Raw genomic sequence first — 15117 nt, 5'->3', positions numbered from 1 at the left:
GAACGTTGATTATTATAGTGTGAAAGTAACTTGTCTGCAAAAAACACAATTATCTATTATTAACCTATTGTTACCCGTATTTGATGAGTTAATAATTAAATGTCGTTCAGTCAAAAGCATTTAATGCCGTTGTCTCTGTTTAATCGAGGCTTCGACAAGCTCAGCCTGACACTCCGCTTTCGCTGTCAGGCTGAGCTTGTCGAAGCCTTCTAGCTAAAGAAACGGCATTGAAGCAGGAGTTAGAAACCTGTAGCAAGCTAATTTTAGTTTTGTAACGGTTAAAATATGTGTTGGCCGGGCAACTATTTTTTTCTCCATTTATACAATGAATAGAAAACTACATGGGCTTGTTTTAGCAGCGTTTCTGCTGATCTTCGGCTTTGCAGGTTTCACGCAGCAGGACAGCGTTGTCATTTCACTTTCGTTGCAAAATCCGCAGACCCATACAGTACATGTTACCTTGCAATACAAGGCTACGGCAGCAAAAACTGTTTTCAAGATGCCCAACTGGACGCCCGGCTATTACCAGCTCATGCACTACGCTGAACAAGTCACCCAATTTTCTGCATTTGACGAAAACAACAATCCCCTTGCGTGGGAACACAGCAACGCGAATACATGGGAGGTGCATACACAGCCTAAGAAAAAAGTCACGCTTCAATACAATGTCATCGCCGACAGCGCCTTTGTAGCAACAAGTTTTATTGATTCAACACACGCTTATATCACTCCCGCAGCCACTTTTTTGTATGTGGAAAACCAAATTCAATTACCCGTTTCTTTGAATGTGCTTTCTTATGAAAAATGGAGCCGTGTAGCAACGGGGCTTGATTCTATTGCGGGTCAGCAATTTCAATATACTGCGCCGGATTTTGACATGCTGTATGATTGCCCTATCCTTGCGGGCAACCTGGAAGAACTCCCTTCGTTCAAGGTCGGCGGCGTTACTCATCGTTTTATTGGCCACAGACTTGCAGATTTTAACAAGCAGGATTTTATGAATGATTTGAAAAAAATTGTTACGGCAAGTTACAACATCATGAACGACATTCCTTACCAACATTACACCTTTCTGGGTATTGGGCCAGGTAATGGCGGTATTGAACATTTGACTTCATCGGCAAACAGTTTTACAGGTGCAGAGCTAAACAATGAAAACGGAAGAAAAAGCATACTCAGCTTCCTCGCGCATGAATATTTTCATAACTACAATGTAAAGCGCATTCGCCCAATTGAGCTGGGGCCATTTGATTACGAACATGGCAGCAAAACAAATCAACTTTGGATATCAGAGGGTTGGACAGTTTATTATGAATACCTGCTGCTGGCAAGAGCAGGTATACTTTCTGCCAATGACCTGTACAAAAATTTCCAGGTGAATATTCTTGCCTACGAAAAACACAATGGCCGGCTGGTGCAGTCATTGTCACAATCCAGTAGCGAAACCTGGAACGACGGCCCTTTTGGAAATGATAAAAACAAAACAATTTCCTACTATGACAAAGGTCCTGTGGTTGCGCTATTACTCGATTTTGAGATCCGGCACCAAACAAAGAATACAAAGTCATTGGATGATGTAATGCGCCTGCTGTATCAAAAGTTTTACAAGGAAAAGCAACGTGGTTTTACCGAGAAAGAATTCTGGGCCGCTTGTGAGTCGATAGCTGGGACGTCCCTAACCACAATATATAATTATGTGCACTCAACTGAGGAGCTGAATTATCAAAAATACCTGGCTTATGCTGGATTAAATATCGACGCGCAAAACAGAAGTTTTGCAGTAACGCCCGTCGCTAATCCCGATTCGCTCCAACAAAAAATACTTGCAAGCTGGCTGATAGGCAGCTCAAACTAAGTTTTACCATCCACAGAAATTGGAAGCCCAAAATGCCGCCCGTTTTTTTGGGCGGTATTTTTTTGCGTTTCATCCATTCATATTAAAAAAGGTAAACGGTGAAAATTAATTTCACCGAAAACTGGAAATTGATATTTGGGTTTCAAAAATCACCGATTAATTGTCATTTTGACAAAATAGCTGATAATACTGCAACTCTCAACATTCAGGTAATATTCTAATCATTAAAGGTCATTTTTACACTTAAATTAATAAGACCCTAAATTTTCACCCCTTTGTGATGGGAATAAACGCAGAATTTACGAGCAGTTGGCAATTTGTCCCCCCAAAATTATCATTTTGTCCATGTTGCATATTTAACAAATATTTCAAGTTTGTCTTGCCAAAAACGATTGCCATGAAACCACGACATTTTTCATTTGAAGTACGTGACCATTTACCTACTCTTCATTCATGTACTGACTTTTCCAACTAACAATATTGACTTTAAACTAAAACGCAGAATGCTTATGAACAGAAAGCAGCTATTAAACAATGGCTTGTTACCATTATTTATTTGCATCCTTGTCGGAATTGCATCGAGGTGCTATTCCCAGGAAAACGAGATTACGGTGAGAGGAAAGATCCGTTCCGACTCAGCGGCGATCCCGTCCGCAACGATTGTGCTTAAAACGAATCCGCAAAGAAGTACCCAATCCGACGAGAAAGGCAACTTCTCTCTTAAAGTTCCAGCCAACGGAACGTTGATCGTTTCTTCCGTAGGTTTTGAAACACAGGAAGTTGACATCCAGGGCAACAGTATAATAAACGTTGTGCTGAAGGCAAAGGATAACAAACTGACCGATGTAGTGGTAGTTGGATACGGTACACAGAAAAAAGCCACCGTGGTGAGTTCTGTTACCTCCATCAGTCCCAAGGACATCAAAGGACCTACAAGCAACCTGACAACAATGCTTGCGGGAAGGATCTCGGGTATGATCTCTTTTCAAACGACTGGCGAACCCGGCGGCGATAATGCCAATTTCTTTATCCGCGGTCTGGGAACTTTCGGTTCGGGAAAAGTGAACCCGCTGATCCTCATCGATGGAATTGAGTCAAGCACTACGGACCTCGCAAGACTACAGCCAGACAACATCTCCGGATTTTCTATTTTGAAAGATGCGACCGCTACTTCGGTATATGGTGCGCGTGGTGCAAACGGTGTAATTCTCGTAACGACTAAAGTGGGACAGTCAGGCAAAATGCAATTCAACATTCGCATGGAGAATTCATTTTCTTCTAACACGCAAAATGTTGATCTGGCAAATAACATTGATTACATGAATCTTGCCAATGAAGCGGTACTTACAAGAAATCCGCTGGGCGCAGTTTTATATAGTCAAAACAAAATTGATCATACCGCAGCAGGTGACGATCCTTTGCTATACCCAAGCAACGATTGGGTGAATCAACTGATCAAACCGGTTACAACCAACCAGAGAGCCAACGTGAATATCGGCGGCGGTGGAGAAAAAGCGAAATACTATCTGGCACTGAGTTACAACCGTGACAATGGTAACATTCGCAACAGTTCATTGAACGGTTTTGACAACAACATTAAACTTCAAACATACTCCATACTTTCCAACGTTACGTTGAGCCTGACCAAAACAACCGAAGCATTGATCAGTCTTAAAGGTCAATTTGACGATTATAATGGTCCGGTTCCAGGTTATGATGAATATGGCAATGCACTTAGTGGTGGTGCCACTGTTTATCACAATGCTATATACAGCAATCCTGTAGCGTTCCCTGCTGTATATCCGCAGAGCTATATCCCGTATGCGAACCATCCTTTGTTTGGTAACTCAGTAATTCCGGGATCTGCAAATGCACTGTACACGAACCCTTACGCGCAGTCCCTTTCAGGATTCCAGGCTACAAACACCAGCACAATGACAGCGCAGTTGAGCCTGAAACAAAATTTCAACTTCATCACAAACGGTTTATCGGCAAGAGCAATGGCTTACACAACACGCTATTCAACGTTTTCAGTTGACAGACAGGTTAGCCCCTACTACTACGGTTCTGACCTTGTTGACGGAAAACTCAACGGCATCTATCTCATCAACGATGGTAGCGCGGGTAACCCCTTCCCTGCTCCAACAGAATACCTGACTTATGCACCGGGCGATAAAACATTGAACAGCACATTTTACGGAGAAGCTGCGATTAACTACAACCGCACATTTAATGACAAACATGCTGTGGGTGCGATGTTCATTGGAACGATGCGCAACTATGTTACGGGCAACGCTTCCACTTTACAACTTTCATTGCCTTCACGAAACGCCGGAGTTTCCGGCCGTATGACTTATGGCTATGACAACAGATACCTGTTAGAGTTTGACTTCGGATATAATGGTTCAGAAAGATTTGCAGAGAACCACAGATTTGGTTTCTTCCCTTCTGTTGGTGGTGGCTGGGTTGTATCTAATGAAAAATTCTGGGAGCCTTTACTTAAAGTAGCCAATAACCTGAAATTCAGATTTACTTATGGTTTGGTGGGTAATGACCAGATTGGTAAACCAGAAGACAGATTCTTCTATTTGTCTGAAGTTGGCTTAAACGGCGCTGTAGCAGGAGGTTTTGGTACCAACTTTAACTCAAGCAGAAATACTGTTTACACCAACCGTTACGCAAACCCTGATATCACATGGGAGAAATCAAAACAGCTGAACCTTGGTATGGACCTGACTTTGCTGGATGATATTAAAGTAACGGTAGACGCATACCATCAAAAACGCAGCAACATCCTGATGGCAAGAACCACGATCCCTACTACAATGGGACTGCAGGCAACGCCATCTGCGAACGTAGGACAAGCTGAGAGCCAGGGCATTGATATCGCGCTTGATTATCACAAAACAATTTCAAGATATTGGTGGGCACAGGTAAGAGGAACATTTACTTATGCGAAAAGTAAAGTACTCGTAAATGAAGAACCTGCTTATGCAGAAAACAACATCAACCTTTCTCATGTTGGCAACTCTGTTGCGCAGATGTATGGTCTTGTAGCAGAAAGATTGTTCAGCGATGACAAAGAGGTAAACAACTCGCCGACTCAGTTTGGTCGCGTACTTGCAGGCGACATCAAATACAGGGATATCAACGGTGATGGCAAGATCAGTGTTGCAGACTATGTTCCTCTTGGTTTCCCAAGCGTGCCTGAAGTGCAGTACGGCTTTGGTTTTTCACTGGGTTACAAAAACTTTGACTTCAGTGCGTTCTTCCAGGGTACATCACGTGTAGCATTCATGATCGATCCAATTGCTATTTCTCCGTTTTACAATCAACATGGCTTGCTGAATGCAATTGCCCAGGATCATTGGTCTGAAGACAACAGAAATGCCTATGCATTGTGGCCGCGCCTGAACATCAACAGTGATGTGGTTGGTGGCGCTCCCACTTACAACAACAACTATGCTTCTTCATGGTGGTTAAGAGATGGTTCTTTCATGCGTTTGAAATCTGCAGAGCTTGGTTACAACTTTTCTGCAGCCGCTATTAAAAGGATAGGTTTCGCAAATGCAAGAATTTATTTGAATGGCATCAACCTGTTAACATTCAGTCACTTTAAAACATGGGACCCTGAAATGGGAGCATCGGGCTTAGGTTATCCAATTCAAAAAGTTGTAAACGTAGGTGCGCTATTCGGATTCTAAAACTTCAAACAGCTAATTCATGAAATACAGTTTCAATAAAAATAAAAGATATTCATTTTTCAAGGTCATGAAACCATCCGGGCAGTTACGTGGTATTATAGCAACAGGGCTTGTGATATTGCTCTCGGCAACAGCCTGTAACAAAGGGTTTCTAAATGTGGTGCCGGACAACGTGGCAACAATCGACAACGCATTTGCCTCTAAAACGGAAGCAGAGAAATACCTGTTTACCTGCTACTCTTATTTACCAAATGATGAGGACCCAACTTACAACCCTGGCATAACAGCGAGTGATGAAACATGGATCGAAGACAACGAGATTCACATCCGCTCTACCAACGTTGCGCAAATGCCAAGAGGCGGCCAGAACACTTCTGATCCTATCTGTAACTACTGGGACGGAACAAGAGACGGCGCATTGAACAGCAATGGGCACGGCATGTTCAGAGCCATCAGGGATTGTAACGTTTTCCTCGAAAACATACAGGACCTGACCAAAGTTCCAGATCTTGATATCGACACAAGACAAAGATGGATCGCTGAGGCCCAGTTTCTGAAAGCCTATTATCACTTCATATTGTTCAGGTCCTATGGCCCGATCCCTGTAGTTGATAAAAACATTCCGATCAGTGCACCGTTGAGTGAAACACAGGTTAAAAGACAACCGGTTGACAGCGTTGTTAACTACATTGCCAACCTGCTCGACACGGCAACAGTTCGCTTACCGTCGTCTATTCTTAACGAAGCTTCTGAACTGGGAAGAATTACAAAGCCAATCGCTTTGGGCCTGAAAGCAAAACTACTGTTGTATGCTGCAAGTCCTTTGTTCAACGGCAACTCAGATTTTGCAAGTATGCAAAACAAGGGTGGCGAGCTACTATTCAATACTACTTACAGCGTGGACAAATGGAAAAGAGCAGCGGATGCATGTAAAGCAGCAATTGATGCGAGTACAGCACAAGGCATTAAACTGTACACCTTCACAACTCCTGCCGGCAGTGTACTTACAGACACTACTATCACACAAATGAGCATTCGCAATTCCATGAGTGACCCCTGGAACTCAGAACTAGTGTGGGGATTGACGCATAGCGGAATGGGGCTTAACTCATTCTTCCAGGCTATAGGCGGTGCAGCTTACGACAGAACATACATCCAGAACAACGGTATTACTTATGGTAATGCACTGATGGGGCCAACGCTTAAAATGGCCAAAATGTTCTACACGAAAAATGGTGTACCTATTGATGAAGACAAAACCCTTGACTTCTCCAACTACACGGCCCTTCGTATCGCGAAGCATGAAGAAAGGTTCAATGTAAAAGAAGGTGAAGCAACTGCGAGACTAAACTTTGACAGAGAGCCACGTTTCTATGCGAACATCGGGTTTGACAGATGTATCTGGTATATGGCAAACAGCCCTTCTCATTCCGATGAGAACACTTTCTACCTGTTTTGCCATGCTGGCGAGTTTGGACAGAACTCTCCTATTCCAATCACTACTATGTACATGAAGAAAATCCTTAACTGGAAATTCGACTGGAATACGCGTTTGTACACTCCTTACCCATATCCTTTGATCAGGCTGGCTGACCTGTACCTCATGTACGCTGAAGCTTTGAACGAAGCGAATGACGCACCTAACGCAGATGTTTACCAATACGTAAATCTTGTAAGAGCAAGAGCAGGTTTACAATCAGTGCAGGATGCATGGTCTACCTATAGCAACAACCCAACCAAGTACACTACCAAAGCAGGTATGCGCTCTATCATTCAAAGGGAACGTGCTATTGAATTGTGTTTTGAAGGACAACGCTACTGGGATCTGATCCGCTGGAAAACAGCAGCTGCAGAGCTTACCGGCAACATTACAGGTTGGGACAGAACTGCAAAAACATCGGATTTGTTTTACCGTGAATTAACTTTTTACTCAAGGAAATTTGTTGCACCGCGCGACTATTTGTTCCCACTAAAAGACAACGATCTGTTGAACAATCCAAACCTGGTGCAGAATCCAAACTGGTAAAAGTTAATGCTATCGCTCACTAATAAATCTTTCAAAATGGGTAAACTAAATTTATATATTCTATCATTCTCCTTACTGGCCTTTGGTTGTAAGCAGGAGACTTTGAATTCACCGATTGTAACCAACTCAAATGCTCCGGGCACGGTTGCCAATGTAAAGGTGGTTAATGAAAATGGAAAGGCAAGCATCACTTATTCGTTGCCAACAGACAAGGACCTGCAGTACGTAAAAGCGGTGTATGAAACTTCACCGGGTGTTGCGGCACAAGTGATCGCATCACGTTATGCCAACAACCTTACTGTTGATGGCTTTGGCGACACATTGGCACACACCATAAAGTTGTATTCAGTAAACTCAAGCGAGGTCGCTTCTACGCCAGTTGATGTTACAGTGCAACCATTGACACCGGGTTATATTCTGGCCCGCCGTTCTTTAGAAGTGAACATTACCTTCGGCGGTTTCACCATCAAAGCCCTGAATCCAACAGGTGACAACCTTGCGATCATTCCAATGGTTGACACCACAGGTAAAGGCAATTGGGGACAAACTACAGGCATGGATAACGTGTACAGTGCAGATACTGTTATCACTGCTACCATCAGGAACCAACCTTCTGTAGAAAGAAAATATGCGTTTGCTGTAAGAGACAGATGGTTCCATTATTCTGACACATTGTTTTTAACGCTCACTCCTTTGTTTGAGCAACAGTTGGATAAAAGCAAATTTGCAACGCTTGTATTGCCACATGATGCTACGGTGTTGAACAACGGTGGCTATACGTGGCCGTATTACATGTACGATGGCAACTACCATCCGGGTTGGCCTTCTACTTATTTTACAGTAGAAAGCTCCATCACTCCGCAAATGGTAACGCTCGACCTTGGCGCAGTGCACACCTTCAGCCGTTTCCAAATCAATCCATACCTCGAAGTTGGCAACTATTATTATGTGAGAGGTAACTTAAAAGATTTTGAAGTATGGGGATCAAACAGTCCTGATCTTAACGACCCTGTATCGGCTACAAATGAGCCGGGATCATCATGGGAAAAGATCGGCACGTATCATGTAACCAAACCTTCAGGATCAAGTTACCAGATTGAAACAACGGCCGATCAACAAGCGGCCTACAATGGCTGGCAGTTCGATTTTCCTACAGGCTTGAAAGACTATCGCTACATACGCGTGCGTCAATTATCCAACTGGCAGGGAAGCTACTTCCTAACCATTGCAGAGTTGACACTGTGGGGAAAATAGTTACATGCTTAACATAAAAAAATTAAGAATAATGAAAAGAAATTTAGCAATAGCAACTGTCATCACCATTACTGCGATATGGGTGGCGGCATGTACGAAAATAGATGACTACAAGTCAAAGTATATGTCCGGCGGCGGCATCATCTACACCGGCAAAATGGACTCGGTAAAAATCTTCTCCGGTAAATACCGCGCACAATTGAACGGACTATTTACATCTGATCCAAACATTGTGAAGTACCGCGTTTTCACAAACAGCGGACTCGATTCAATGGAAGTAGTAGTGAAAAGAACTTCTGGTGTGGACACTGCAAAGACAATCATTCCAAATCTGGAAGAAGGCACACAAAGCTTTGAAATAAGAACCTATGACAGCGCAGGCAACTCTTCTGTTCCAGTGTTTATTTCGGCAAATGTTTATGGCGCCAACTATCAGGCTTCTATTGTGAATCGCGGCGTTGCAGATGCGTCACTACAAACAGATGGTTCAGCAAAAATCACTTGGGCAGATGTGAGTGCAGATGCAGGTGTGCAATACATGCAGATCAAATTTTCTGATGTTTCAAATGTTCTGCATGACACCGTTGTATACTCTCAACCTGCTAACTTAACAACGAATTTGCCTAACATCAAAGTGGGTTCAACATTTTCCTACAGAACAGCTTACCTGCCAAACCCAACTGCGATTGATACATTTTATACCGACTACCAGGATCACAGCGTGAAAGCAGACGTAACAAAAGTGTATCTTTCTAATTACGGCCCTGATTTAAAAGGCACACTCGGCAGCGATGGCAGATTTGGAACACTGAATGCTCCATGGGTATCAAACGCCGGTGCATTAAATAAAGGTGGCGGCACGTTTGGCGGCTATCAGCACGCTTCATGGCAGTCTGCAGGTGTCATCACCTGGGAAACATGGGGAAAAACGCCTGTGGTTGATGGAAAAATTTACCAGGCAACATCTGCGCCATTGCCTGCAGGAAATTATACAGTTACATTCAACTACTATTCTGAAGTGCAGCAAAACTCTACTGTATATTTTATTGCAGCAGCAGGCAACAGTGGAATACCTTCAGTCGCGGATCTTTCGGGTGCACTTGGTTATGCAGCCATGTACAACGGGGCTAACGTTGGAGCAACTTCACCGAACGTAACTGAAAGCAAAAGCTTCAATTTCACGCTTACTTCGTCGCAAACAGTTTCTATCGGACTCCTCGGAAACCTTGTTGGAAGCGGCGATCCGGGAAATTACTTTGAAGTAAGATCTATTCAGTTGATCCAAAATTAAAGCAAAGACGGAACGCAGATTTTCATGATTGTCATGATTATTGATGATTTGAATTTTGAGATGTAAAATCTCAAATCAAAAAATCCTAACCATCATGACAATCATGAAAATCTGCGTTCCTCATTTTCAATTTTCAATTAAATTACCCTTCCCATAAAAGGGTCCGTAAAACCCGCTGCTCCCGTCTCTACTTTGCCCGCATATCTTTTTTCAAATAGCTCATCACCTGCTATTGTAAGAGAGAAATCATACCAATTATGCTGTTTAGATAATTCGATGGGAACAGTAATTTTAGCGTTCGGTTGTAATGTCTTTTCGATTGCGGCAGCTTTGTAAGCATTGTCTGCAACCCTTATTTTACAAGGCTTTTGAGAAGTGTTATGCAAAGCAATGGCAATCTTTCCTGTCAGCTTATTCTTATTGCTGCCTGATCTTTCATAACTGCATTCAACAGAAATTGCCGGATCATTTGCGGAGCCCTTGAACTCTCTGAAAAATCCGTTCGGCCCGTATACACACAAATGATAATTACCATTTTCAAAATCTTTCAACGGCCAATTTGGTTCCAACTGATCTGCCGGTTTAACAGCAAAGGCCCATGTTTGCAAATTTTTACCTGGCCTATAAACATTGAATGGAGAACCAAGAGCTTCCGCACCAAACACTTCATTGCCGGCTTTCAATTTCATAACAAATGCATCTTTTGAAGCATTTAGCTGTCCATCTGCATACAGTTCGTAATTCAATGATGTTGCAGGTTTCACGCCCTCCTCCTGCTTTGGCATGTACTGAGAAGAACGAGGATTTTTTTGAATTGTTTCAATCTCATCCTCCGTTAGCGCTTTAAATCCATTGGGCAAGCCTTTAAACTGCGCATTGTACACTTGTTCAAGAAAAGGACGCATCACGATATAGTCAAGCCCCGGCGAGTCATTTTTATTGGAAGGTCTGAACACAGATGTCAAGTCTCCACAAACCGTTCTTCTCCAATCGCTGATATTGGTTTCATGAACATCCTTACCCGTTTTTGCCTTAATAAATTTTTCGAGAAACTGTATCGTGGATGTATGATCAAACACTTCAGAGTTCACATAACCGCCTCTTGTCCATGGCGACGCAATCACCATTGGCACCCTGTAACCAAGTCCTATAGCGCTTTCGCGATCAGCCTTCTCAGGAAATCCATTTCTTGCAGCCAGTTGTTTCTTTGTTACAAACTCTACTTTCGTGTCCATTCCTTTTGATGCCATTCCTGTCTCTGGTCTGTCAGAATGTGGCGCTACAAATGGCGGAACGTGATCGAAGTAGCCATCATTTTCATCGTAGGTAAGAATGAAAATCGTTTTCTTCCATACCTCTGGATTTTGTGTAAGAATGTCCATCACTTCCGATACATACCATGCACCGTACCATGCAGAAGACGGGTGATCAGATAAATGTTCAGGAGCTACGAGCCATGAGACCATGGGCAGATTACCACTCTTTACATCCTCCCTGAATTGATGAAGAATGTCGCCTTTTGGAACGTTCATCGTTCTTTCAACACCATTGTCGTTATAGGTTACAGATTCCAGCGAGTGATAGTGAGGGTCGTTTGTATTCGTCGCAAAAGCTTTCTGTTGCAACGCTTTTCCTCTTGATGAAAGACTATTCAACTTCTCTCGATTTTTCACTTCAAGCTCTGCAGTGCATTCTTTCAACTCCTTTTGCTTGCCTTCTATAGTTTTTTGTAGTTGTTTAGCCGCGGCATCTCCAGTGTCTAAGCCTGCCAGTTTTGATTGCAGATCGGCAATTTGTTTGGGAAAAGTTTCAACCACTTTTTCCAGATATACAAGATGTTTGTCGTGCAGCCTGACATTATATTGCGAAAAAAACTCCAAAGGATTATCGGTAAAGTTTGCCAACCAGGCGTCTTGCTGTCCTTCAAATCCGACGTTGATGGACACTTCATTCTGATAGAACTTCCATGATACATTATTCTCTTCAAGCAACTCAGGAAACGTGCGATAATTTAGCGTCTCAAAATCCATATCATCGTTCCAAACCATCGCCCTTGAGTTCTCATTTTGTTCTGCCCTTATTGTGCCCGTCCAAAAAAATAATCTGTTTGGACTTGTGCCGGTAAGCGATGAGCAAAAGTGTTGGTCGCATACGGTAAAACCATCAGCCAATGCATAATAAAAAGGAATGTCTTCACGTGTATAGTAGCCCAGCGTTAATGGCATGTCTGAATATCCCTTATTGCCACTCTTTTTTACATTCAGCCATTGATCGTATTTCCCATCGTTTCGTGCGTTGATCTGGTTGTTCCATGAGTGCGGCAACGAACTCATCCATGTCGCTTTTGTGTTCTTCATATCCAGTCTGAACGGCGCATAAGTATTGCCTGCACTGTTGGATTGGAGCCACACAGGATTGTTATTTGCAAGGCGGATGGCACGCGGATCATTATAACCACGCACACCGCGCAGCGTACCATAAGTGTGATCGAAAGACCTGTTTTCCTGCATGAGTATCACGATGTGTTCTGCATCTTTCCATGTAGTGCCAGGCGCAGCTTCAATCGCCAATGCTCTTTGTACTGCGGCGGGTATCAAAGTATTCATACCCATCAGGCCAGATAAAAGGCCTGCTTTCTTTATAAACTCTCTGCGATTTTCCATGAGCTAAAAATAGGCAATGCCATTAAAATTACTTTCATTCTTTATTAACTATTCATCAAGTCTTTAAAACTAACTGACAAAAATTCATTGCGATCGATTCTTTTTTACAGTATTGTTATCAAAATAACCCCTATTAAAAACATGCACTTTTATTAAAAAAAAGTATGCGACAACTCTCTTCATGATAGCTTTTTGCTTGGCAGATCCCAGCGATCCTAAAAAATTTATTCTTAATGATAACAGAGACTTTGATAATTTGACATTTACATTTCTTACACTGATCGGTTTAGCTTCCATTGTTTTGTTTGTCATCAATACAATTGGTTATATAAAACTCACCTAGAGACAACCCCAGTATTATTTTTGCATTATGTTAGACGGCAAATGCTAAATCCTCATCCAACGGGCTTTATTTTCGCGACTTTGAAAATCTATGAGAACTATCTTTATCGCAATCCTCGCATCTCTTGCTACGCTAGCCAAAGCCCAATCTCCGTGTGACAAAGTATTATTGTATGACAAGATGTTTTTTCCTTACGAGGAATTTCATTTTAAACGCCTGAAAAGGTTTGACATACATAGCGTTCCAGATTCAACATTGTTCAACATGAAGAATGAAATCATAAGCTTGAGTTCTGCTTATTTTTTCTCTGAATTAAAAATCAAGGAGGTAAGGTTGTATGACACAAGCTATCTTGCACTTTCAGACACAAGACGTCTTTATCCGATTAACGACAAGAGTTCCAATCCTGTTTACACATTCTACGCCATGTTATTTGAAACAAAAGCAAGCAGTGGCACACCGTTTTTGTTCAGGCTCGACATTTTGAAAAACGGTAAACTGTTCGATGAAAGTCAAATTCAATTTTTAACGCGGGGCGAATTGGAGATCATTCCTTGTGATCAGGCCATAGCAGCCGCATTGAAAGACTCAGTCGAATTTAAAATCAAGTCAGTTAAAAATATTAGTTTGGCCTATGATCAAATGGACAAAATGATTTCCTGGACAATCTATTCAAATGAGGATTCAGTTGGAAATGTTTACGTCAAAAGAATAAATGCGGCCAATGGAAAACCATATGCGAGAATAGTCACAAAAACGATTACAACGGACAGAGTTGAGGATGTAAAAGTCAGAAATTGAGAGGCACTCCTCGTACCAGACTCACGGCGGCCTATCTACGTAAATTTAAAAATTCAAAATAAAACCACTAAGACACTAAGAACACTAAGTTTCACTAAGAGAACATTAAAATTTAAAACAACCCTAAGTGATGCTTAGTGTCCTTAGTGTCTTAGTGGTAAAGAGTTCGAGTCTCAAATCTTCCAATCACCCAGAATATTTGAAACCGTGTACTGACTGGCATCCTGTGCACTCAGCTGATGAGACCACACTACCCTTTTGTCGCTGGCCGCACCAGGGCCATAGCTTTTGTATTCTGCATAAAAGGTCGATTTCTCATTGTCAACTTTCCCCCAGTTGTCCCAACCTTCCGATTTTACTTGCTGATCGAGGAAACAATTGATATAGACAACTTTCGCAAATGGCCGCCATGGCCTGCCTAGCAGAAACGAGCCATTCGGTGCATTGCCGGTTAATTTGCAATTGAGAAAAACGTAACCAAACTTTTTTCCTTCAGGCGTTGCAGCCGCAGTATAGTATCCTCCATTCTTCGCGAATAAAGTACAGTTATCGAATACAGCAGTCGCGGCACCAAAAATAAAATCGACTGTTCCCTCTATGTAACATTTATAATAGTACTGACGGCTATTGTCGCCCTGCGTATATAACGTGTCCTGAAACCCCAGAAAACGGCAATTGATGAATTTAGCGCGATCTCCTGTAACCCTTATTGCCACTGCCTGTCCTACTGGGCCAGAAGAGTTTTCAAAAGTAATGTTCTCTGCAGTAAAATCATTTCCAAAAACAAAAAAACTGGAAGAACCGGAGGTGCCAATATTCTGACCTGTACTATCTTTCTTTGACGCATAATCGTCATATGTCAGGATGGTTCCTTCAACGCTCTCGCCAACAAAATGCACTTTTGATTTTGTTTCGGGCAAGCGAAGCTTTTCTTTGTACACGCCATTCTTTATGTAGATGATTGTTTCCGAATTACTCGAATCCGGCACAGCATTAATAGCTTCTTGCACAGTTTTACAATCCCCTTTCCCATCTTTGGAAACGATGATTTTCTTGGTTTGACTTATTGCTGCTAAGGAGAAAGCAACCAGTAGGAAACAAGCGATAAGCAATCTTTTCATGAGTAAACAGTACTTTACTTGATAATGTTTGTTAGCAAACTATTTTAACCGCAAAGGTC

At 42.3% G+C, this 15117-nt stretch carries 9 protein-coding genes; 7 read left to right on the top strand and 2 right to left on the bottom strand.

The annotated features are described in order from the left end of the window. Positions 1-325 precede the first annotated feature (325 nt). The 5 genes from KTO63_RS10310 (at position 326) to KTO63_RS10290 (ending at position 10130) form a co-directional block, all read left to right on the top strand. A complete protein-coding gene (locus KTO63_RS10310) occupies positions 326-1855 on the top strand; it encodes a M61 family metallopeptidase (RefSeq protein ID WP_217791185.1) in 1530 nt (509 codons plus the stop codon). Positions 1856-2364: 509 nt separating this feature from the next. Next, positions 2365-5559 carry a SusC/RagA family TonB-linked outer membrane protein gene (locus tag KTO63_RS10305; protein WP_232373115.1) on the top strand — a complete coding sequence of 1065 codons (3195 nt, stop codon included), beginning with the start codon at positions 2365-2367 and terminating at the stop codon, positions 5557-5559. Positions 5560-5578: 19 nt separating this feature from the next. Further along, positions 5579-7585, top strand: a complete 2007-nt coding sequence (locus tag KTO63_RS10300) for a RagB/SusD family nutrient uptake outer membrane protein (protein WP_232373114.1) — start codon at positions 5579-5581, stop codon at positions 7583-7585. 36 nt (positions 7586-7621) lie between these two features. Further along, positions 7622-8839 carry a DUF5000 domain-containing lipoprotein gene (locus KTO63_RS10295; protein WP_217791183.1) on the top strand — a complete coding sequence of 406 codons (1218 nt, stop codon included), beginning with the start codon at positions 7622-7624 and terminating at the stop codon, positions 8837-8839. Positions 8840-8870: 31 nt separating this feature from the next. Continuing rightward, entirely contained in the window at positions 8871-10130 is a 1260-nt protein-coding gene (locus KTO63_RS10290) for a DUF4998 domain-containing protein (protein ID WP_217791182.1), read from the top strand. 137 nt (positions 10131-10267) lie between these two features. On the opposite strand, the gene KTO63_RS10285 is transcribed toward KTO63_RS10290, so the two are convergent. After that, positions 10268-12793, bottom strand: coding sequence for a phosphocholine-specific phospholipase C (locus tag KTO63_RS10285; RefSeq protein WP_217791181.1), 2526 nt, complete (start codon positions 12791-12793; stop codon positions 10268-10270). A 181-nt stretch (positions 12794-12974) separates the two neighbouring features. Between KTO63_RS10285 and KTO63_RS10280 the strand changes: the two genes are divergently transcribed. Both KTO63_RS10280 and KTO63_RS10275 read left to right on the top strand, forming a co-directional pair. Continuing rightward, positions 12975-13136 (top strand): hypothetical protein, encoded by a 162-nt coding sequence (locus tag KTO63_RS10280; RefSeq protein WP_217791180.1) that lies wholly within the window; start codon positions 12975-12977, stop codon positions 13134-13136. Positions 13137-13226: 90 nt separating this feature from the next. Then, positions 13227-13937, top strand: coding sequence for a hypothetical protein (locus tag KTO63_RS10275; protein WP_217791179.1), 711 nt, complete (start codon positions 13227-13229; stop codon positions 13935-13937). A gap of 173 nt (positions 13938-14110) precedes the next feature. Here KTO63_RS10275 and KTO63_RS10270 read toward each other — a convergent pair whose 3' ends face one another. Further along, complete coding sequence (locus KTO63_RS10270) at positions 14111-15058, bottom strand: pectinesterase family protein (protein ID WP_217791178.1); 948 nt, start codon at positions 15056-15058, stop codon at positions 14111-14113. Positions 15059-15117: the final 59 nt, after the last annotated feature.

Source organism: Pinibacter aurantiacus (genome assembly GCF_019130065.1).
GTDB lineage: Bacteria > Bacteroidota > Bacteroidia > Chitinophagales > Chitinophagaceae > Pinibacter > Pinibacter aurantiacus.
Note: the sequence above shows the minus strand (reverse complement) of the source record. Positions and strands in the feature narration are given on the sequence as shown.